Here is a 22,607-nt window from a genome sequence, read left to right on the forward strand (position 1 = left end):
GCCTTAACTCCTCACTTCGGTGTTCAGAATGCGGACCAGCTCGTCCGCCATGGACTGGACCGTGGCCTGGTCGAACAGGTCGGTCGCGTACTCCAGCAGGCACTCCACGGGACCGTCGCCGCGCGGCTCGAAGAAGCTGAGCGTGAGGTCGGCGTTGAGCGCCCCCGTCGGGAGGTGCTCGAAGGCCTGCTCGCCCATGTCGGCCTGCTCATGGTGGACGATCATCACCTGCGGAGCCCGCAGGCCCAGCGCCCCTGCCACCCTGTCGAACGGCACGTCCTGCCGGTCGAGCGCGGTCAGGTCGCTCTCCCTGACCCTTGCGAGCAGCTCGCGGAAGGTCGGTTCGCCCGAGGTGTCGGTGCGCAGGACGACGGTGTTGAAGAAGCAGCCCACCAGACCGGTCAGCTCCTCCTCCGCGCGGCCCGCCACCAGCGAGGCGATCGGCAGGTCGGTGCCCGCCCCTCGCCGGGTGAGCAGGGTCGCGAACGCCGCGTGCAGCACCATGAACATGCTGGCGCCGCTCTCGGCGGCGAGCCTGTCGATGCCCCTGTGCAGCTCCGCGTCGAGCGCGACGCCGACGTGGCCGCCGCGCACGCCCTCGCCCTGCCTGTCGTACGGCAGCGCGAGCGTCCGCGGCATCCCGTCCAGCGCCCGCCGCCAGTGGTCGAGCTGCCCGTCGTCGGCCACCTCGTGCGCCCACCGCGTGTAGTCGCCGTAACCGACCGGCAGCGGCTCCCATTCGGGGGCGCGGCCCCGCCGCCTGGCCTCGTAGGCGGCGGCGAAGTCGCGCACGAGCGGCACCACCGACCACTCGTCGACGGCGAGATAGTGCATGGTCAGCAGCAGCGCCTGCGCGCCCGCCTCGTCGGTGAGGAGCCTGGCCCGCAACGGGGGCCGCCCCTCCAGGTCGGCCGGTTCGGTCGCCAGCGTGCGCAGCCCCTCGTCGAGGTCGCGCACCCGGATGCGCTCCAGCCACTGCGCCACCGGCACCTGGACGAGTCCGCCGTCGCGGAGCACCAGGGCCGTACGCAGCGGCTCGTGCCGGGCGGTGACGTCGGCGAGCGCCGCGGCGGCGGCATCGGCGTCGGGGGAGCGCAGCGCGAACGCCATGTCGTAGGGCGCGCCCTCCCTGTGTCTGGACCACTGCCATTCCTGGGGCGGCGCCGCGGGCAGGTCCAGCCGCCGCAGCCTGGCCCTGTCGCCGAGGTCGCCCTCGTCGAGCACGGCCGCCAGCGCGGCGACGGTGGGCGCGTCGAAGACCGCCCGCAGCGTGAGGCGGGCGTCCATCGTCGTGCGGATCCTGCCGAGCAGCCGCATGGCCGACATCGAGTGCCCGCCGAGCTCGAAGAAGTTGTCGTGGACACCGACCTCGGGCAGGCCGAGGACCTCGGCGAACAGCTCCGCGAGCCGGTGCTGGCGTCCCGTACGCGGTCGGGTGGCGCCGGTCAGCGCCGACCAGTCGGGCGCGGGCAGCGCGGCGCGGTCCAGCTTGCCGTTGGGCGTCAGCGGCAGTGGCCTGTCGAGCACCACCACCGCGGACGGCACCATGGCGGGCGGCAGCAGCGCCGCCACGTGCGCCCGCACCCGCGCGGGGTCGAGCGGGCCCGCCGTCGAGACGGCGTAACCGATCAGGCGCGGCTCCGGCCCGCTCGTGTCCGTCACGACGGCCGCCTGGGAGATCGACGGGTGCCTGGTCATCGCGCCCGCGATCTCGCCGGGCTCGATCCTGAAGCCGCGGATCTTGACCTGGTCGTCCGCCCTGCCCAGGAAGTCGAGGTTGCCGTCGGCCCGCCAGCGGGCCCTGTCGCCCGTCCGGTACATCCTGGCGCCCGGAGGGCCGAACGGGCAGGCCACGAACCGCTCGGAGGTCAGGCCGTGCCTGCCGAGGTATCCGCGCGCCAGGCCGCGTCCCGCGACGTACAGCTCGCCCGCCACGCCGGGCGGCACCGGGCGCAGGCGTTCGTCGAGCACGTAGGCGCGGGTGTTGGGGTCGGGAACGCCGATCGGCACCGCCCCTGCCCAGCCGGGCTCGGCCGCCCACAGCGTCGAGTTCACCGTGGCCTCGGTCAGGCCGTAGGCGGCCAGCAGCCGCAGCCTGCCCGCCCACCGCTCGATCACGTCCGGCGGGACCGTCTCCGTGCCGACCAGCACGGTGCAGCCCTCGGGCGGCTCGCAGCCGGCGGGCAGCGCCGCCACCAGGGAGGGCGGCAGGATGGCGTGGGTGATCCGCTGCTCGTTCATGAAGTCGGTCAGCTCACGGCCCGGCACCCTCGCCGCGTCGGGGACGAGCACCAGGCTGCCGCCGTGGCACAGCGCCATGCTCAGCTCGAAGGCGGTGACGTCGAACCCGATCGAGGCGAAGTGGAGCACCCTGCTGTCGGGGGTGAGCCCCATCCTGTCGACGGCCGTGGCCACCAGGCTGCCGATCCCCTCGTGGGTGACGAGAACGCCCTTCGGCCGTCCCGTCGAGCCCGAGGTGTAGATGACGTAGGCCGCCTGGTCGAGCGTGACCTCGGGATAGGCGGGCCTGCGCCGCTCCCCGCCGCGGGTGTCGTCGAGCAGCAGCACGTCCAGCCCTTCGACCGGATGGGCGGCCACGACCACCTTCGCCCCCGAGTCGCCCACCATGTACGCCAGGCGGTCCACGGGATGGGCGAGGTCGAGCGGGAGGAAGGCCGCGCCGAGCTTGAGCGCGCCGAGCATCACCGCGACCATGTCCACCGAGCGCGGCACCGCCACGCCGACCACGCTCTCCTCCCGCACGCCGTGGTGGGCGAGCACCCCGGCCATCCGGTCGGAGAGCGCGTCCAGTTCGGCGTAGGTGACCGAACGGCCGCCCTCGACCACCGCGACGGCGTCGGGGCGCTCGGCGACCCTGCGCAGGAACATCCCGTGCATGCTCTCCTCGGCCACCTGACGGTCGGTCGCGTTGAAGCCCGTCACGACCAGTTCCCGCTCGTCCCTGGTCAGCACGTCGATCTCGCCGACCCGGACCGAGGGGTCGGCGGCGACGATCTCCACGAGTCCCGCCAGCCGCTCTCCGATCGCGGCGACCGTGGACCTGTCGAACAGGTCGGAGCGGTATCCGATCACGCAGGAGATCGCGGCATCCTCGGCGAAGCCGAACACCAGGTCGAACGTGGCGGTGCTCGCGTCCACGGGCGCGGGCAGCGTCTCGAGCCCCTCCAGGGCGAAGTCGTCGGCCGCGCGGTTGCGGTAGCCGACCATCACCTGGAACAGCGGGTTGCGGCTGGGTGACCGTACCGGGTTGAGCTCCTCCACGACCGCCTCGAACGGCACGTCCTGGTGGGAGAAGGCGGCCAGGTCGTGCTCCCTGAGCCGCGCGACCAGCTCGGCGAACGTCGGGTCGCCCGACACGTCGGCGCGCAGCACGAGCGTGTTGACGAAGAAGCCCACGAGATCGTCCAGGGCCTCGTCGGTGCGGCCCGAGATCGGCACGCCGAGCGGGAGGTCGTCACCGGCGCCGAGACGGTGCAGCAGCGCGGCGACCGCCGCGTGGCAGACCATGAACATGCTCGCGCCCGACCTTTGGGCCAGCCGTCGCAGCCGCTCGCTGTCCTCCTCGCCGAAGTCGACCCGCAGCTCGCCGCCCGCCGCGGTGGGGCGCGTGGGGTACGGCCTGTCGGCGGGCAGTTCGAGCCGCTCGGGCGCCCCGCGCAACGTCTCGGCCCAGAACGCGAGCTGGCGGGCGGCCACGCTCTCGGGGTCCGATCTGTCGCCGAGCAGCCGCCGCTGCCAGAGCGTGTAGTCGACGTACTGCACCGGCAGCGGCTCCCACGCGGGGGCCACGCCCCTGCGGCGGGCGGCGTAGGCGGCCGACAGGTCGCGCAGGAACGGCCCGTCCGACCACTCGTCGGTCGTGATGTGGTGCAGCAGCAGCGCCACCACGTGGTCGCGCTCGCCGAGCCTGACGACGGTGGCCCGCAGCGGCAGCTCGGCCGCCAGGTCGAAGGGCCTGGCGATGATCGCCTCCAGCGACGCCTCGTCTCCGTCGACGACCTCGACGGAGGGGATCGCCTGCTCCACGCTCACCACGCGCTGGAAGGGGCGGCCCTCCCGCTCGACGATCAGCGTGCGCAGCGCCTCGTGGCGGGCCGTCAGGTCGGCCAGCGCGGCCGCCAGCGCCTCGACGTCGAGTTCGCCGCGCAGCCGCATCACCAGCGGGAAGTTGTACAGCGCCGACGGACCTTCCAGCTGTTCGATCACCCACAGCCGCTGCTGCGCGAACGACAGCGGAGGCTCGGCGGGACGCTCGGCCACCGCGGCCAGCGCGGGGCGCACGTCGTGCCCGGTCAGTCTGACGGCCAGCTCGGCGACGGTCGGCGCCTCGAACAGGTCGCGGATCGCCAGCTCGGCGCCGAGGGCCGCGCGGGCCCTGCTGACCAGCCGGGTGGCCAGCAGGGAGTGCCCGCCCAGATCGAAGAAGTCGTCGTCGACGCCGACGCCCTCCACACCCAGCAGTTCGCCGAACAGCTCGCACAGCACGCGCTCGCGCGCCGAGCCGGGCGGGCGGCTCTGCCCGCCGCCGCTGACGGCGGGCCGGGGTAGCGCCCGCACGTCCAGCTTGCCGTTCACGGTAAGCGGCAGGCGGTCCACCGCGACGAGCGCGGCGGGCACCATGTAGCCCGGCAGCCTGTCCTTCAGGAACCCGCGCACCTGCGCCGGATCCCCGTCCTCGCTTCGGAGGACGACATAGCCGAGCAGCCGCCTGCCGCCGTCGGCGACGACAGCCGCGTGGGAGACCAGCGGGTGCTCCTCCAGCGCCGCGGCCACCTCGCTCGGCTCCACCCGGTATCCCCTGATCTTCACCTGGTCGTCGGTGCGGCCGAGGAAGTCGAGGGCGCCGTCGGGGCGCTGCCGTACCAGGTCGCCCGTGCGGTACATCCGGGCGCCCGGCACGCCGAACGGGTCGGCGACGAAGGCCGCGGCGGTCAGCGCGGGGCGGCGGTGATAGCCGCGGGCCAGGCCGACGCCCGTGATGTACAGCTCGCCCGGGGTGCCGGGCGGCACCGGGCGCAGCGCGGAGTCGAGCACGTACGCGCGGGTGTTCCAGATCGGCCTGCCCACGGTCGGCGTGGCGCTGTCGTCCGTGGACGCGCCAAGCGTGTTGATCGTGTACTCGGTCGGCCCGTAGAGGTTGTAGCCGAAGGTGCCCTCGGTGTCGCGCAGCGCGGACCACACCGTCTCGGAGACGGCCTCGCCGCCCAGCAGCACCAGCGGCGGCCGATGCCCTTCGAGCAGGCCCTGCTCGATCAGGTGATGGGCGTAGGTGGGCGTCACGTTGACGACGTCGACGCGTTCCCTGTCGCAGTAGGCGACCAGGGCCTCGGCGTCGCGCCGCAGGTGCTCGTCACAGACGTGGACCTCGTGCCCCTCGACCAGCCACAGCAGTTCCTCCCACGACATGTCGAAGGCGAAGGAGACCGTGTGCGCGATGCGCAGCCGCCGCCCCCCACCGGCGGCGATCGCCGGCTCGAAGATGGCTTCGCGGTGGTTGAACTGCATGTTCGTCAGGCCCCTGTACGGCGTGACGACGCCCTTCGGCCGGCCGGTGGACCCCGAGGTGAAGATCACGTAGGCGGGGTGCTCGAGCCGGTGCGGCAGGTCGCGGGTGAAGCGGGGCCGCTCGGTGTCGGTCAGCTCGCCCCGCGGCAGCTCCGCCAGCCGCGCGGAGGTGGCGGGATCGTCGAGAACGAGGCAGGGCACACCGGTCTCCGGCAGGGCCACGGACCCGGTGGTCACCACGCACGCGGGAGAGGTGTCCTCCATCATGAACGACAGCCGCTCCGCCGGGTACTCCAGGTCCAGCGGAAGGTAGGCGGCGCCGGTCTGGAGCACGGCGAACAGCGCCACGACCATGTCGGCCGAGCGGGGCAGCGCGAGCGCGACCACCCTCTCGGGCGCCGCGCCGTACTCGATCAGCAGCCTGGCCATCCGGTTGATCCGGGCGTCGAGCTCGGCGTAGGTCAGCCGCTCCTCGCCGAAGACCAGCGCCACCTCCTCCGGCGTGCGGGCCGCCTGCTCGGCGAGCAGTTCGGCCACCGTCGCCCGCGGCAGCGGCCTGGGCGGGTCCGCTTCCCCGCGCTCGCCTTCCAGCAGCAGGTCCATGGTGCCGACCGGGGCGTGCGGCGCCGCGACCATGCGGGCGAGCACGGCGGCGAAGCGGTCGACCACCCTGCCCGCCTCCTGTCCGCCGAACACGTCGGGCCGGTACGACAGCGTCACCCGCAGGCGGGCGCCCTGCGTCACGATGAGCGTGAGCGGGTAGTGGGTGGCGTCGACGGCCGTCACGTTCACGATGCCGTGACGGCCGGTGAACTCGGCCATCCGCTCCTCTCCGCCTGCCTCGCGCAGCACGAAGAGGGTGTCGAAGAGCCGCCGGTGACCGCTCTCCCTCTGCAACTCGCCGAGTCCCACATGCTCGTACGGCATCAGCGCCACACGCTCGTCCTGCATCCGCCCGGCCAGCTCGAGCACCGACTCGCGGGGGTCGAAGGCGATCCGCACGGGCACCGTGTTGAGGAACATCCCGACGATGCTCTCCACCTCGGCGACCGCGACCGGCCTGCCGGCCACGGCGGCGCCGAACACCACGTCGTCGCGGCCGACCGTGGCCGTGAGCACGAGCCCCCACGCCGCGTTGAGCAGCGTGTTGAGCGTCAGCCCCGTCTCGCGCGCCATCGCGCGGAGGCCGTCGCCCAGCTCGGCGGGCAGCACGACGTCCAGGTCGACGGGGATGGCCGGCCGCAGGCCGTCGTCGGCCGGCCGGACGAGCGTCGGCTCGTCCAGTCCCGACAGGGCCGTGCGCCACGCGGCGAGCGCCTCGCCGTCCGGCTGCGTGGCCAGCCACGCGAGGTAGTCGCGGTAGGTGCCGGGGGCGGGGAGGGCGGCCGCGTCGCCGAGGAGTTGTTCGAGCACCAGCCAGCCCGACCAGCCGTCCCACAGGATGAGGTGGTGGCTGAGCACCAGCAGGTCGCGGTCGCCGCACCGGATCAGCAGCAGCCGCATGAGCGGGGGGCGGGCCAGGTCGAACCGTGTGGTCCTGTCCTCGGCCAGCAGTTCGGCCACGGTCCTGTCGCGCTCGTCGCGCGGCATGCCGGACAGGTCGACCTCGCGCAGCGGGACCTCCACCTCGGCCGCGACGAACTGCACGGGGCGCGACAGCCCTTCGGCGGTGAAACCCGCCCTCATGCTCGTGTTGCGCGCCAGCATCGCCGCGCAGGCCGCGCGCAGCCGGTCGGCGTCGACGGGCCGCTCGAACTCGAAGACGTCCTGCGAGGTGTAGACGTCGACGGCGTCGGCGTCGTAGCTGGAGTGGAAGTGGATCCCCTCCTGCAGCGGGGACAGCGGCCAGACGTCCTCGACGGCGACGTCGACGGCGCGTCGTACGCGCTCGCTCTCCTCGTCGGTCAGCGCGACGAGGTCGGCCGTGGCCGTCGGCTCGGTCGCCTCGGCCGTCGCAGCCGCCAGCGCCGCGGGGGTGCGGCGGGCGAAGACGTCACGGGGGCTGAGCGCCAGACCCGCCCTGCGGGCCCGGCCCGAGACCGCGATCGAGGCGATGCTGTCGCCGCCGAGCGAAAAGAAGTCGTCGTCCACGCCGACCTCGGCGCCGAGCACCTCGGCGAAGATGTCGCAGAACAGCCGCTCGCGCGCGGTCCGCGGCGCGCGCACGCTCCTGGGCCCCGTCTCAGGGACGGGCAGGGCCTCGCGGTCCAGCTTGCCGTTGATGGTCAGCGGCAACCTGTCCAGCGTCACGACCGCGCTCGGCACCATCGGCGCGGGAAGCGCCGCGGCGAGCGCGGCGCGCAACCCCGCGCCGTCGACCCCCGCCCCGATCTCGGGGACGGCGTAGCCGATCAGGCGCGTGGCGCCGCCGTGGTCGCGGGCGACGACCACGGCCTCCGCGACACCTTCGAGGGCCGCCAGCCGCGTCTCGATCTCGCCGAGTTCGACGCGGTTTCCATGGATCTTGACCTGGTGGTCGGTCCTGCCGACGTACTCGAGCGCGCCGTCGGGGCGCAGCCGTACCAGGTCGCCGGTGCGGTACATGCGCGTGCCCGGCGGGCCGAACGGATCGGCGACGAACCGCTCGGCGGTGAGCGGGAGCCTGCCGTGGTAGCCGAGGGCCAGCTGCTCGCCCGAGACGTAGAGCTCGCCCTCCGCCGCGGGGCGCAGGCACACGTCCAGAACGTAGAGCCCGGTGTTCCAGACGGGTCCGCCGATCGGCACCGCCTCGCCGCCGTCGTCCTCCCCGTCCCACCAGGTGACCTGGACGGTCGCCTCGGTGGGGCCGTAGGCGTTGTCGACGGGCACGCCGGTCAGCTCCCGCCAGCGGCGCGCCAGCTCGCCGGTCAGCGCCTCGGCCCCGCCGAAGACCCTGCGCAGGCTCGCCGCCCAGCCGGGATCCCGTGTGACCTCGTCGGTGACCAGGAATGCCCTGATCATCGAGGGCACGATGTCGAGGACGCTCACCCGCCTGTCCCTGATGAGCCCCGCCAGATAGGCGGGGTCGGCGTGCCCGCCCGGCTCGGCGAGCACGACGGCGGCGCCCGAGCACAGCGGCCAGAAGATCTGCCAGACGGAGGCGTCGAAGCTCGCCGAGGCCTGCTGCAGCATCCTGTCGCTGGCGTCCATGGCGAACAGGTCCTGCGCCCACGCCAGGTGGCCGACGATCGACCGGTGCGTGACGACCACGCCCTTGGGCAGGCCGGTCGAGCCCGAGGTGTAGATCAGGTAGGCGGGGTCGCCCTGCCCCGCCGGGCGCGGAGCGGCCACCGTCCGGTCGGCCACCGCCCGGTCGGGCGCCGCCCGGTCGGGCGCCGTCCGGTCGGGCTCGCCGACGACGACGCGCTCCACCCCCTCGTGCTCGGGGAAGGAGGCCACGGTGACCACCACGCGGGCGCCGCAGTCGCCGAGCATGTACGTCAGCCGCTCGGCCGGATGGTCGGGGTCGAGCGGCACGTAAGCCGCGCCGGCCTTGAGCACCCCGAGGATGGCGACGAGCAGATCGGGCGAGCGCGGCAGCGCCACCGCCACGAACTGGCCAGGGCCGACCCCTCGCCCCGCCAGCCGTACGGCCAGGGCCCCCGCCCTGCGGTCCAGTTCGGCGTAGGAGATCTCGTCGGCGCCGAAGAACACGGCAGGCGCGTCCGGCGTCCTGGCGGCCTGGGCCGTGAACGCGCTCGCCAGCGTCGTGGCCGGCGCCTCACGCGGGCCTCCCACCAGGCGCGCCGCGTCGAGGTCCATCAGGTCCAGGCGGCCCACCGGACGGTCGGCGTCGGCGATCATCCCTTCCAGCAGGCGCTTCAGCCCTTCGGCCACACGGGCGGCGGCCGTCTCGCCGATGGCGTGGTCGAGCCTGAACGCGACCCGCCGCCCCGGCACGACGGTGAGCGACAGCGGGTAGTGGGAGCCGTCGCGGACGTCGACGCCCGAGATCGCTCCCGTCCCGCCCTCGACGGGATAGTTCTCGACTGCCACCAGCGTGTCGAAAAGGGTGGCGAACCCGCTGATCCGCTGGATCTCGGCCAGCCCGAGGTGCTGGTGGTCGAGCAGTTCGGCCTGCGCGTCCTGGAGCCGGGACAGCAGGTCGGCGGGCCGATCCTCTGGGCGCCATGCCAGCCGTACGGGGACGGTGTTGACCAGGAGGCCGACCATCGACTCGACGCCCTCGACGTCGGCCTGCCTGCCGGAGACCGTGCTGCCGAAGACCACGTCGCGGCGTCCGGTCAGCCTGCCGAGCAGCAGTCCCCAGGCTCCCTGCACGACCGTGCTCAGCGTCAGCCCGCGCGCCCGCGACCACGCGGCCAGGTCCGCGCCGATCTCGAAGGAGATCCGGCCCGCCGGGCCCGTCTCGCTCGGCGCGCCGAGCAGCGTCGGCTCGTCGAGCCCTGCCATGGCCCGCCGCCACGCCTGCCTCGCCGCCTCGTCGTCACGGCTCAGCAGCCAGGTGAAGTAGTCGCGGTAGGGCGTGACGTCACCGAGGCGCTCGCCCGCCAGCTCACGCAGCATGATCGGCACCGACCAGCCGTCGGCGACCAGGTGGTGCAGCGTCAGGACGAGCGTCCGCCCGTTGACCAGGGCGGCTCTGAGCAGGGGCGGCGCGGCGAGGTCGAAGGGACGCGCGCGCTCGCGTTCGGCGACCTCCTCGACGTCGGCGGAGGAGACCTCCTCCCACGGGACGACGGCGTGGCGGACGACGTGCTGCGCCACCCTGCCGTCGGCGCGGTGCAGGAAGCCCGCGCGCAGCGGCGCGTGCCGGTCCACCAGACGCTGCACCGCGCCGCGCAGCCTGGCGGGGTCGACGTCCCCCGCGAGTTCGATGACCTGCTGGACGGTGTAGACGTCGGGGTCGGACAGCGAGTGGAAGAACAGGCCCTGCTGGAGCGGCGTCACGGGAAGGACGTCTTCGAGATCGCGCGGGAGCGCGTCGATCTCCTCCTGGCCGAGCGTCACCATGGGGAAGTCGGACGGCGTGTGCCCGCCCGTGGAAGGCTCCGCCACGTGGGCGGTGATCCCGCGCAGCGCCTCCAGCCACGCGTCGGCCAGCCCGGCGACGTCGCCGGGATCGAGGACCCCTTCGGGCCACGACCAGGTCGCGCTCAGCTCGGGCCCCCACGCGCCGTCCCTGACGATGGCGTTGATCTCCAGAGAGTGCGTCAGCGGCATCCCGGGGTCGCGCCCCGCCGACAGCGGGTCGGCGTCGCCCACGGGTTCCCAGTCGGCGTCGCCTCCCGCCCTGAAACGCCCGAGGTAGTTGAAGAGCAGCTCCGGCGCGGGCAGGTCGCCGAGCACCGGGCGCAGCAGGCCGAAGCCGAGGCCCGACGAGGGGACGGCGCGCAACTGCTCCTTGACCCGCTTGAGCGCGTCGCCCACCCCTGGGCCGCCCGAGCGGAACTCCTCCCAGGCCAGGTCGCCTGCCTCGATCCGCACGGGGAACAGGCTGGTGAACCAGCCGACCGTGCGGGTCACGTCCGCCTCGCCCGCCACCTGGTCCTGCTCGCGACCATGTCCCTCCAGGTCGGCCAGCAGCCCTCCGGGACCGCGGCGGCGGAAGAAGGCGGCGGCGAGCGCGGTCAGCAGGACGTCGTTGATGTTGCCGTGGTAGGCGGCGGGGGCATCGGTCAGCAGCGGGGCCGTCTGCTCGACGGGCAGGGCGACCGTCAGCCTGCGCTCGCGCGCGGCCGTGTCGGCCGAGGGGTCGAGGGGCCGTGATCCGAGGGGCTCGGCGGGCTCGGCGAGCGTCGGCCGCCATCGCTCCAGCTCGGCCTGCCGGGACGGGGACAGCGCCTCCTCGCCCAGCAGCCGCGACCACCGCGCGAACGAGGTGGCGACCGGAGGCAGCTCGACCGGTTCGCCCGCGGCGAGCGCCTGCGCCGCCTGCGCCAGGTCGGCCAGCAGGATGCGCCAGGAGACGCCGTCGACGACGAGATGGTGGGCCACCAGCGACAGCCGCCGCCCGGCTGGCGACCACACCGCCTGCAGCATCACGCCCGACGCGGGATCCAGCCGCGCCACGGCGGCGTCGGTGTCGGTCTCGCTGTCGGAGCCGGCAAGGGTCAGGAGGCCGGCGGCCCGTACGGCACCGGGCGGCGGCACCTCCATGCGCCAGCCGTCCTCGCCGCGCAGCAGCCGGGCGCGCAGCATGCCGTGGTGGTCGAGGACGGCCTGCAGCGCCCCGGTGAGCACACCCTCGCCGAGATCGGCGGGCACGCGGACCGTCACCGACTGGTGGAAGCCGTCGATCGGCCCGCCCGCCTCGCGCAGCAGGCCGACGATCGGCGTCTCCTCCACGAGGCCGACCCCAGGATCGTGGGCCCGCTCGGGCAGGGCCCCTTCCCTGCCCTGCGCCAGCGCGGCCACGGTCCTGTGCTGGAAGACCTCGCGGGGCGTGATCGCCAGACCCGCCCGCCTTGCCTTGTTGACCAGCTGGATCGCGACGATGCTGTCGCCGCCGAGCTCGAAGAAGCTGTCGTGCACGCCCACCGAGGGCAGGCCGAGCACCTCGGCGAACAGCCCGGCGAGCGTCCGCTCCGCCGGGGTGGCGGGCGCGGCGCCGCCCGGCTGGGCCGTCCACGCGGGCTGGGGAAGCGCCCGCCTGTCCAGCTTGCCGTTCGGCGTCAGCGGCAGCGGCCCGTCCAGCACGACGATCGTGCCGGGCACCATGTACTCGGGCAGCGCGCTCGCCGCCAGCCGCCGCAGCGGCGCGGGGTCGATGTCGCCCTCGCCGCTCACGTAGCCGACCAGCCGCTTGACGCCCCTGTGGTCCTCGACGGCGGTGACCGCCGCCTGGGCGACCGAGGGGTGGCTCATCAGGACGCTCTCGACCTCGCCGGGCTCGATGCGGTAGCCGCGGATCTTGAGCTGGCCGTCCTCGCGGCCGAGGAAGTCGATGGTGCCGTCGGCACGCCGGCGGGCCCTGTCGCCCGTGCGGTACATGCGGGCGCCAGGCTCGCCGAACGGGTCGGCGACGAACCGCTCGGCGGTCAGCGCCTGCCTGCCCAGGTAGCCCCTGGCCAGGCCGCGCCCGCCGACGTACAGCTCGCCGGTGACGCCAGGCGCGACGGGGCGCAGGGCGGAGTCGAGGATGTGGCAGCGCGTGCCGGGGTCGGGCACGCCGATCGGCACAGGGCCCGTCCAGTCGCGCTCGGCGAGCCAGAGCGTGGAGTTGACCGTCGCCTCGGTCAGGCCGTAGGCGACCACGACCCGCATCCGGTCGCCCCAGCGGGCCACCAGCTCGGCGGGGACGGTCTCGGTGCCAACGACGAGCACGCCGCCCTCCGGCAGCTCGCACTCGGCGGGCAGCGCGGCCACCAGTGACGGCGGCAGGATCATGTGGGTGACCTGGTGCTCGGTGAGGTAGCCGGTCAGCTCCACGCCCGCCACCCGCCGCTCGGACGGCACGACGACGACCGTCCCTCCCACGCACAGCGACATGACGAGATCCCACACGGCCACGTCGAAGCCCACGGAGGCGAACTGCGCGACCCTGCTGGAGGCATCGACCCCCAACCGTTCCGCGGCGGTGGCGATGAGGGCGCCGACACCGTCATGGGAGATCACGACGCCCTTGGGACGGCCCGTCGAGCCCGAGGTGTAGATGACGTAGGCGGCCCTGTCCAGCTCTCCTTCGGGCAGGTCGCCCTCCTGCCCCCGCGGCAGGTCGTCCATGAGCAGGCGGGGCAGCGGCAGGTCGACGGCCTCGCCGGTCACCGTCACGAGCAGGCGCGCCCCCGCGTCGTCCACCATGTACGTCAGCCGGTCGGCCGGGTGGTCGGCGTCCAGCGGCAGGTAGGCGGCGCCCGCCTTCATGACGCCGAGCAGCGCGGCGACCATGTCCGCCGAGCGGGGCACGGCCACCGCGACGACGTCCTCGGCACCGACGCCTTCGGCGCGCAGCGCGTGGGCGAGCCTGTCGGCCCTGGCGTCCAGCTCGCCGTAGGTCAGCCGCTCCGACTCGCAGATCACCGCGACCTTGCCGGGGGTGAGCGCGGCCCGCCGCCGGAAGGCCGCCGTCCACGAGACCTCCCGCAGATCGGGCAGAGCCGCGAACGGCGGGACCGGCGCCAGGTCGATGACGCCCAGCGGCAGGTCGGGCCGCTCGGCCATCGACTCCAGCACGTGGAGGAAGCGGCGCTCGTGCTCGGCGAGCTCGCCGGGCCCGCAGACGGCGGCGTCCGCGTCGAAGTCGATCCGCAACCCCTGCCCCGCGGGCCGGTCGTAGACCGCCACGGACAGGTCGCTGACGGGTCCGAGCGAGAGGTAGCCGATGGAGCAGCCGCCGTCACCGAACCTGATCTCCTCGTGGTACGGCATGACGTTCACGGTGGGCCCGATGAGCGAGCGCAGCCCCTCGGCCCTGCCGAGTTCCCTGGCCAGGTCCTCGCCCCGGTAGCGGGCGTGCGCGGCCACCCGCCTGACCTCCTCGGCCACCGCCGCCACCAGCTCGGCCCCCGTGGTCCACGGGCCCACGGCGAGCCTGAGCGGCAGCACGTTGGACATCAGCGCGGGGGAGTCCTCACCTCGGAGCCTGCCGGTGACGGGAAGGCCGAGGACCACGTCGCGCTCGCCGCTCGCCCTGTGCAGGTAGGCGGCGACGGCGGCGATGGCCAGCCGCGACAGGCGGGAGCCCAGCGCGGCGGCCGACGCCCTCAACCGGTCGGAGCGCTCCGACGACAGGTGCACGGTGCGCCGGAGGGAGCCGACCGCCTGGGCGGGTGGGCACTCCACCAGCCTGGCGGGCTCGTCGGGCAGGCCCTTCAGCCTGTCGTGCCAGAAGTCGGCGTCCGCCGCGTGCTCGGCCGAGGCGCGGTGGTCCACGTCGGCCGCGACCAGCCTGGGAAACGACCAGTCGACGTCGGCGTGGGGGCCGTCGCCGTACAGGTCGGCCACGCGCTGGATGAGGCGCAGTACGCCGGTGCCGTCGGTGACCAGGTGGTGGTAGCGCTGATACCACCACACCCGGCCGTCGCCGAGCCTCAGCAGCACGTGGGCGAACATCGGGCCGCGGGCGAGGTCGACGGGCCGCGCCAGGTCGGCCGTCATCCACGCGCGGGCGGCCGCCTCCGTCAGGTCGAGCACGGGAAGCGGCCACTGGCCCGCGGGCCTGGTCATCTGGACGGGGCGTCCCTCGTCCTGGGCGAACACCACGTGCAGGCTCTCCGCCTCGCTCACGGCTCGCCTGATCGCGTCGGCGAGCCGTGACGTGTCGGCCGACAGCTCCACGTAGCAGCCGATGGTGTAGGCCGGGCTGTCCGGCTCTATCTGCTGGGCCAGCCAGATTCCGGTCTGGGCTCCGGTCAGCGGAAGTACGGACATCTGGCTGCCTTTCACGTCACTTCTTGAGAAGCGGGACGACCTGGTCGATGGCGTAGGGGATGCTGAGCACCGTGTTGAAGGACAGCGCCGCGCCGACCGGCGGGTCCTGGTAGGTCAGGAAGAGGTCGCGGCCCTGCTTGGCGACCTTCAACTCCTTGTAGACGCTGTCGTTCCTGATCCGCTCCCACGGCTCCTTGCCGGTGGTGAGCCAGACGAGGCGGTCGACTTCGAGCAGGTTCAGGCCCTCGGAGCCGAACTCGGCGACGTTGGACTTGCCCGCCTGCTCGGTGATCCGCTCGGGGATGGTGAAGCCGAGCTCTGCCAGGAAGGCCGACTTGGGATCGCCCTTCTGGAAGGCCGAGTACTGCCCCGCCTTGAAACTGTCGGCGGCGACCGCCGTCAGCCCCTTCCACTGCGGGTTGTCCGCGCGGACCTTCGCGAACCTGTCGGCGATGCCGGCGATGAGCTCCTGCGCCCTGGCCTCCTCGCCCAGCGCGCGGCCCGCCAGCAGCGTCATCTCCTGCCACGGGGCGGCGTAGGGGTCGTAGCCCTTCGGCTGGGCGACGACGGGAGCGATCTGCGACAGCTTGTCGTAGTGCTCCTTCTGGATGCCCGAGTACATGGCGAAGATCAGGTCGGGCTTGAGCGCGACCAGCTTCTCGAACTTGACGCCGTCCTCGCGCAGGCCGAGCACGGTGGGCTCGGTGCCGCCCCACATGGCCTTGGCCCACGGCCAGTCGGAGAAGGGGCTGCGCTGGAACCAGTCCACGACGCCGATCGGCTTGAAGCCCAGCGCCAGAACGGGCTCGTGGTCGCTGAGGCCGATGGTGACGATCCGCTCGGGCCTCTTGGCGATCTCGGTCGTGCCGTAGATGTGGTCGACCTTCACGGGGAAGGCCGCTCCCGACGGCGGGGCGGCCGTGGCCGTTGCGGGTGCGGACGCCGCCGTACCCGGCGGGGGGCTCGAGGTGCCGCAGCCGGCGGCGGCGGTCAGCGCCAGGGCGGCGAGCACCGCCGAGAGACGTTTGAACATGGATTCCTCTTCCGGATCTGGAGTGTCACCGGAACGCAGACTAAGGTAAGCCTTACCTATCTTCAATCGCCGGAAAAGTCTTGCGCGAGGCGCTTGAGTGAGGTATGCCTTACCTAAATGCGCAGCCAGATCGGATCTTCGTGACACAGCAGAAAACCGCCGCGGCACGGCGTCCGCTTCTCATCGCGGCGAGTGCGGGGGTCCTGGTCGCGCTCTGCGCGCTGTCCCTCGCCGTGGGCAGCAGGCCGCTGCCGCTCGACCAGGTCTGGACGGCCCTCGTCCACCCCGCGGGCGTCGACCCCGAGGTCGCGGCCATCGTCGCAGGGACCAGGATTATCCGCACCCTGGTCGCCGTCATGGCGGGCGCGGCCCTCGGCCTCGCCGGAGCGCTCATGCAGGGCCTGACCCGCAACCCGCTGGCCGACCCAGGGCTCCTCGGCGTCAGCGCGGGCGCCGCGTTCGGCATCGTGGTCGCCGCGGCCGCGCTAGGCGTGAGCGGTCTGGGGTCAGCGGTCTGGTTCGCCTTCGGCGGCGCCGCGCTCGCCGGCGCCGTGGTCTATCTGCTCGGCAGCAGGGGCAGGGGCGGGGCCTCTCCGGTCAAGCTCGCGCTGGCCGGCGTCGCCGTGACCTACCTGCTCGACTCCCTGACCGGCGGGATCGCGCTGACCGACCCCGAGGCGCTCGACCGCTACAGATACTGGTCGGCGGGCTCGCTCACCGGTCACGACGGCACGACGCTGCTGGCGGTGCTGCCGTTCCTGGCCGTCGGCGCGCTGCTTGCGCTGAGCACCGCGCCCGCGCTCAACAGCCTCTCCCTCGGCGACGACGTCGCCACCGCGCTGGGTCGCCGCCTGATCCTGGTACGGCTGCGCGGCGCGCTCGCCGTCACCGTGCTGACCGGGGCGACGGTGGCCGTCACGGGGCCGATCGTCTTCGTCGGGCTCGTCGTCCCGCACGTGGTGAGAATGATCACAGGCCCGGACCACCGCTGGCTGCTACCCGCCTCCATGACGCTCGCGCCGTGCCTGCTGCTCGTGGCCGACATCCTCGGCCGCGTCGTCGTGCGCCCCACCGAGCTCGACGTGAGCCTGGTGGCCGCCTTCCTCGGCGCCCCCTTCTTCATCGCCCTGGTCCGCCGCCGCAGGCTCGCGGAGCTGTAGCCGATGTCCGGACTCCACCTGACCCGCTCTCGCGGACGCCTGGCCTTCCGCGTGGACAGGCCCGCCGTCTCCGGCGTGCTGCGGCCGCGGCTCGTGCTGACCTGGCTCGTGCTCGCCTTCGTCGTGTTCGCCGCGCTCTGCCTGACCGTCGGAGTGGGCGCGGGCGACTACGCGATCTCGCCTGCCGCCGTCGTGCGCGCCCTGGGGGGAGAGGGCGAGCGCGCCGACCTGTTCGTCGTCCGTGGGCTGCGCCTGCCGAGGGCGGTCGTGGGCCTGCTGGCGGGCGCCGCCTTCGGCCTGTCGGGCGCCATCTTCCAGGCGATCACCCGCAACCCCCTGGCCAGCCCTGACATGCTCGGCATCACCCAGGGGGCCGGTGCGGCCGTCGCCGCGGGCATCGTGCTCGGCCTCGGCGCGGGTCTCGGACTGCAGGGCCTCGGGTTCGCCGGAGCCGTCGCCACCGGGCTGCTGATCTACCTGCTGGCCTGGAAGCGCGGCACCACCGGCTACCGGATCGTCCTGGTGGGCATCGGCGTCAGCTGGATGTGCGTCAGCCTCACCTCCTACCTGCTGAGCAGGGCCGAGCTCTACCAGGCGCACAAGGTCCTGGGCTGGCTGGTCGGCAACCTCAACGACAGGGGATGGGCGCACGCGGGACCCCTCGCCGTGGCGCTGGCCGTCCTGCTCCCCGTGGTGCTCCTGCTCGTACGGCTGCAGCGCACGCTCCGCCTGGGCGACGAGGTCGCCGGAGGGCTCGGCACCCCCGTGCAGCGCACCCGCCTGGCCCTCCTGCTGTGCGGCGCGGCCTTCGCCGCCTTCGCCACCGCCGCCGCGGGACCGATCCTTTTCGTCTCGCTGGCCGCGCCCCAGATCGCCCAGCGCATGGCCCGCACGGCCGCCCCGCCCGCCACCGCCGCGGCACTCACAGGGGCGGCGATCGTCCTCGTCGGCGACCTGATCAGCCAGCGGCTCATGGCCGACTCCGTCCTGCCCGTGGGGGTGGTGACAGGTGTGCTCGGCGCGCCTTTCCTGTTGTGGCAACTCGCCCGCGCCAACCGCATGGGCACTGGAGGATGAACACGTGACGCACCCGTCGCTGCGGGCCGCCGGGCTCAAGCTCGCCTATGACGACCGCGTCGTGGTCGACGGCCTGGACCTGGAGGTGCCGCCCGGCAGGATCAGCGCCATCATCGGCGCGAACGCCTGCGGCAAGTCCACGCTGCTGCGTGCCATGGCCAGGCTGCTGTCGCCTCGCGAAGGCGCCGTGCACCTCGACGGCCGCGCCGTTCACACCATGCCGACCCGCCAGGTCGCCCAGCGCCTCGGCATCCTGCCGCAGTCACCCGTCGCGCCCGAGGGGCTGACCGTCACCGACCTGGTCGGGCAGGGCAGGTCGCCGCACCAGACCTGGTGGCGGCAGTGGTCGTCCCAGGACCAGGACGCGGTCACCGAGGCCCTGACGGCCACCGGCATGCTCGAACACGCCGACCGGCCGCTCGACGAGCTGTCGGGCGGTCAGCGGCAGCGGGCCTGGATCGCCATGGCGGTCGCGCAGGGCACGCCCGTGCTGCTGCTCGACGAGCCGACCACGTTCCTCGACCTGGCGCACCAGATCGACGTCCTCGACCTGGTCGTCGACCTCAACCGCACCCGGAACCGCACCATCGTCATGGTGCTGCACGACCTCAACCAGGCCTGCAGGTACGCCGACCAGCTGATCGTGATGAAGGCCGGCCGGATCGTCGCCGAGGGCCCGCCCGCCGAGGTGATCGACGCGGAGCTGGTGGAGCACGTCTTCGGCATGCGCTGCCAGGTGGCGGCGGACCCGGTCAGCGGAACCCCGCTGATCATCCCGATCGGCCGCCACCACACCGGCTCCGTCAGCGCCGGCCCGCGTACGAACGCTCGCGGGTGATCGAGCTCACGATCTCGCCCACCCGTACGGCGGTGTTCGACAGCAGGGTCGAGGTGATGCCGTGCGTGTGCTCGGTGGCTCCCTGCACGTAGATGCCGCAGCGCATCGCCTCCGTGGTGGCCAGTCGGTAGTCACGCTCGACGCGCAGGCCGCCGTCCGGCAGCCGCAGGCAGTGCTCGCCCGCCTCGCCCAGCAGCGTCAGCGGATCGCCGGGCCGGTAGCCGGTGGCGTACACGAGGAGGTCGGCCTCCAGCACCGTGCGCTCTCCCGTCGGCAGGAACTCGACCGTGACCCGAGGCCCCTCCGCGACCTCGGCCACCCGGGAGGCGTTGAAGATCCGCAACCGCTCCACGCCGCGCACCTTCTCCTGGTAGTGCCGCCGGTAGAGCTCGTCGATGAGCTCCAGGTCGACCACCGAGTAGTTCGTGGAGGCGTGGTAGTCCAGCAGCCGCCGTTTCACCGCGTCGGGGGCGGTGTAGAAGTGGTCGACGGCGGCGGGGTCGAAGATCCGGTTGGCGAAGGAGCTGTCGTCGGCCGGGGTGTAACCGTACTTGGCGAAGACCGCGCACACCTCCGTGTCGGGGAAGGTGGCGTGCAGGTGGTCGGTCACCTCGGCCGCGCTCTGCCCCGCACCCACCACGACCACCCGGCGCGGGTCGCGCAGCGCGGGCAGCCGGTCGAGCAGTTCCTCGCTGTGCCAGACGCGCTCGCCGCTCACCACGCCGGGCGGCAGGACGGGCTCCAGACCCGCCGCGATCACCACGTTCCTGGTCCTTCTGGTCGTCAGCTCGTCGGAGCAGCCGCCCTGCCGTACGACCACGTCGAGGTACTCGATCACGCCGTCGACGCTCACCGGGGTGACCGCGACGACCTCGGACCTGTACTCCACCTGGTCGGTGAAGGAGGCCGCCGCCCACTCGAGATAGTCGTGGAACTCCAGCCGCGAGGGGAACATCGTCTTGTGGTTGATGAAGTCGACGAGCCTGTCCTTCTCGCGCAGGTAGCTCAGGAAGCTGAACTCGCTGCCCGGGTTGCGCATGGTGACCAGGTCCTTCAGGAAGGACACCTGCATCGTCGTGCCGTCCATCAGCATGCCGCGATGCCATCCGAAGGCCGGCTGCTTCTCGAGGAAGACCGCGTCGAGCGGAGCGTGCTCTCGTAAGGCGATCGCCAGCGCGAGGTTGGAGGGACCGAAACCGATGCCCACGAGATCGTGGACGTGCTGCTCCGACGGGGGCATTGATGACCTTCCAGGGTTAGGTTAGCCTGACCTAATTAAGGGGAGCCTAACTCGTTCCGATCGCCCCTACAAGGAGACGCCATGCGGGTCGTGATGTTCGGCTACCAGACCTGGGGCCACCGCACGCTGCAAGCGCTGCTGGACTCAGGTCACGAGGTGGCCCTCGTCGTGACGCATCCCAAGAGCGAGCACGCGTACGAACGGATCTGGAGCGATTCGGTCGCCGACCTCGCCGAGGAGCACGGTGTCCCCGTGCTGATCCGTAACAGGCCCGACGACGAGGAGTTGATGGTCAGGCTCAAGGCGGCCGACCCCGACCTCATCGTCGCCAACAACTGGCGCACCTGGATCCCGCCGGAGATCTTCGCTCTGCCCCGCCACGGAACCCTCAACGTGCACGACTCGCTGCTGCCCGCCTACGCCGGGTTCTCGCCGATCATCTGGGCGCTCATCAACGGCGAGAAGGAGGTCGGCGTCACCGCGCACATGATGGACGCCGAACTCGACGCGGGCGACATCGTGCTCCAGCGGGCCGTAGCCGTCGGTCCCGACGACACCGCCACCGACCTGTTCCACCGCACCGTCGACCTGATCGGGCCCATCGTCGCCGAATCGCTGGAGCTCATCGCCTCGGGGCGCAAGGACTGGACGCCCCAGGACCGGTCAAAGGCCAGCTTCTTCCACAAGCGGGCGATCGAGGACAGCCGGATCGACTGGACGTGGACCGCCGAGGAGATCGCCCGGCTGGTCCGCGCCCAGTCCGACCCGTATCCCAACGCGTTCACCTACCACGACGGCGAGCGGATCAGGGTGCTGAAGGCGTCGGTCTCCCGGGGCAGGTACGGCGGCACGCCCGGCAGGGTGTTCATCCGCGAGGGCGACGGCGTGGTCATCGTCGCGGGATCCGACGCCCGCCGGGGCCGCAGCCACGGCCTGGTGATCGAGCGGGTCCGCACGGAGGACGGCCGCGACCTGCCCGCCACCGAGGTCTTCACGACGATGGGCGGCTACCTCCGTTAGCCGTGCCTGGACCGCTGTCCGGGCAACCCGTTCTCGGACAGCGGTCCAGGCGTCACCCGAGGGAGAGGCTCTGGGGGTTCTCGCCCCAGGTCTCTCGCCTCGGGCTTCAGGTCAGGGCCGGCACGACGGCGCTGACCCCGCCGGCGAACAGCACGCCGCCTTCTGGGGGTGCCCTCGAGTTCGGTGGGATGGAGCCATGGCGACTGGAGCAAGGCCGTTGCGGGCCGACGCCGCGCGCAACCGAGACAAGCTGCTGGTCACCGCCACCCAGCTGTTCGGCGAGCGCGGCCTTGACGTGCCGTTGGAAGAGATCGCCCGCAGGGCCGGTGTCAGCATCGGCACGCTCTACAACCACTTCCCCACGAGGGAGGCGTTCTTCGACGCGATCTTCCCTGAGCGGCTGACGGCCCTTGACCGGATCGCCGAGGCCGCGCTGGCCCATCCTGATCCGTGGGACGGGTTCGCCGGCTTCCTCGAAGGGCTCTTCGCGTTGCAGGCCGAGGACCAGCTCAACGACGCGCTGGCCCGGCGGTTCCCCGTGACCGCCGAGGTGACCGACGCCTGCCACCGCGGGTTGCGGCACGTGGATCGGATCATCGCGCGGGCGAAGGACGCGGGGCGGCTGCGTGGGCAACTGGACGAAGTGATCCAGAGGTCGGCGAACCGTCCCTGAGGCGGCCGGGCGCGGAACCCGGCCGCCTCGTGGCGGAACGCGACGCTGGAAGGTGAACGGCGGGTCCTCGGCGGGTGCCCGTGCCGTCAGACCAGGGCCTTCGCGCTGAGCTTCCTGGCGTGGTCGCGGGCGGCGGCGTGCGCGGCGGCCTGCGAGGCGGCCGCGGCCTCGCGCAGGGGCGCCATCGCGGGGACGGAGTCGGCCAGCGTCAGCTCGGCGGTGATCACGTGCAGGTCGAGACCGAACACCTCGGTCAGAATCTTGCGCAGGTAGGGGTCGGCGAAGTCCCAGCCCTCCCTCGGCGTGCCGGGGCCGTACGCGCCGCCCCGCGACAGGACGAGTGTCGCGGGCCGTCCCGCGATGGGGCTCTCGGCCGGCGTCATCCCGAACGTCCTTCCGGCGATCATGACCTGGTCCAGCCACGCCTTGAACGTCGAGGGGGCGCCGTAGTTGTACATCGGCACCGCGAACAGGTACGCGTCGGCCTCCTCCAGTTCCCTGGCGAGCCCGTCCTGCAGGAACGCGGCCGTCGCCTGCTCGGCGTCGTGGTCCGCGGCGGCCGCGAAGCGGGCGCTGATGCCCGCGGCGGTGAGGTGCGGGATCGGTCGCGCGCCCAGGTCGCGGTAGGTGACGGTGCCTTCCCACGCGTCCCTGAACGTCCCGGCCACGCCACGCGAGATCGATCCGCTCGGTACGGCGGACGCGTCGATGTGAAGCAGGTGGGGCAT

9 protein-coding genes are annotated in these 22,607 nt (G+C 72.9%); 5 read left to right on the forward strand and 4 right to left on the reverse strand.

Annotation, left to right across the window (positions count from 1 at the left end):
* Nucleotides 1-3 precede the first annotated feature (3 nt).
* A complete protein-coding gene (locus tag ACFSKW_RS19150) occupies nt 4-14,838 on the reverse strand; it encodes an amino acid adenylation domain-containing protein (protein ID WP_379573618.1) in 14,835 nt (4,944 codons plus the stop codon).
* 16 nt (nt 14,839-14,854) lie between these two features.
* Nucleotides 14,855-15,871, reverse strand: coding sequence for an iron-siderophore ABC transporter substrate-binding protein (locus ACFSKW_RS19155; RefSeq protein ID WP_379573619.1), 1,017 nt, complete (start codon nt 15,869-15,871; stop codon nt 14,855-14,857).
* A 140-nt stretch (nt 15,872-16,011) separates the two neighbouring features.
* Here ACFSKW_RS19155 and ACFSKW_RS19160 point away from each other — a divergent pair, with 140 nt between their 5' ends.
* From ACFSKW_RS19160 to ACFSKW_RS19170, 3 genes are read left to right on the forward strand one after another with little or no spacing between them, the layout of a single operon-like run.
* Nucleotides 16,012-17,031 (forward strand): FecCD family ABC transporter permease, encoded by a 1,020-nt coding sequence (locus ACFSKW_RS19160; RefSeq protein WP_379573620.1) that lies wholly within the window; start codon nt 16,012-16,014, stop codon nt 17,029-17,031.
* A 3-nt stretch (nt 17,032-17,034) separates the two neighbouring features.
* A complete protein-coding gene (locus tag ACFSKW_RS19165; protein WP_379573621.1) occupies nt 17,035-18,108 on the forward strand; it encodes a FecCD family ABC transporter permease in 1,074 nt (357 codons plus the stop codon).
* 4 nt (nt 18,109-18,112) lie between these two features.
* Nucleotides 18,113-18,946 carry an ABC transporter ATP-binding protein gene (locus ACFSKW_RS19170; RefSeq protein WP_379573622.1) on the forward strand — a complete coding sequence of 278 codons (834 nt, stop codon included), beginning with the start codon at nt 18,113-18,115 and terminating at the stop codon, nt 18,944-18,946.
* On the opposite strand, the gene ACFSKW_RS19175 is transcribed toward ACFSKW_RS19170, so the two are convergent.
* Nucleotides 18,912-20,186 (reverse strand): lysine N(6)-hydroxylase/L-ornithine N(5)-oxygenase family protein, encoded by a 1,275-nt coding sequence (locus tag ACFSKW_RS19175; protein ID WP_379573623.1) that lies wholly within the window; start codon nt 20,184-20,186, stop codon nt 18,912-18,914. The two genes, ACFSKW_RS19170 and ACFSKW_RS19175, sit on opposite strands and share 35 nt — an antisense overlap.
* A gap of 81 nt (nt 20,187-20,267) precedes the next feature.
* Here ACFSKW_RS19175 and ACFSKW_RS19180 point away from each other — a divergent pair, with 81 nt between their 5' ends.
* Nucleotides 20,268-21,206, forward strand: coding sequence for a methionyl-tRNA formyltransferase (locus tag ACFSKW_RS19180; RefSeq protein ID WP_379573624.1), 939 nt, complete (start codon nt 20,268-20,270; stop codon nt 21,204-21,206).
* A 196-nt stretch (nt 21,207-21,402) separates the two neighbouring features.
* Nucleotides 21,403-21,879 carry a TetR/AcrR family transcriptional regulator gene (locus tag ACFSKW_RS19185; protein WP_379573625.1) on the forward strand — a complete coding sequence of 159 codons (477 nt, stop codon included), beginning with the start codon at nt 21,403-21,405 and terminating at the stop codon, nt 21,877-21,879.
* Between the two features lie 86 nt (nt 21,880-21,965).
* Here the strand turns inward: ACFSKW_RS19185 and ACFSKW_RS19190 are convergent, their stop codons facing one another.
* A complete protein-coding gene (locus ACFSKW_RS19190; protein ID WP_379573626.1) occupies nt 21,966-22,607 on the reverse strand; it encodes an FMN-dependent NADH-azoreductase in 642 nt (213 codons plus the stop codon).

It is taken from the genome of Nonomuraea mangrovi, assembly GCF_042681425.1.
Lineage (GTDB): Bacteria > Actinomycetota > Actinomycetes > Streptosporangiales > Streptosporangiaceae > Nonomuraea > Nonomuraea mangrovi.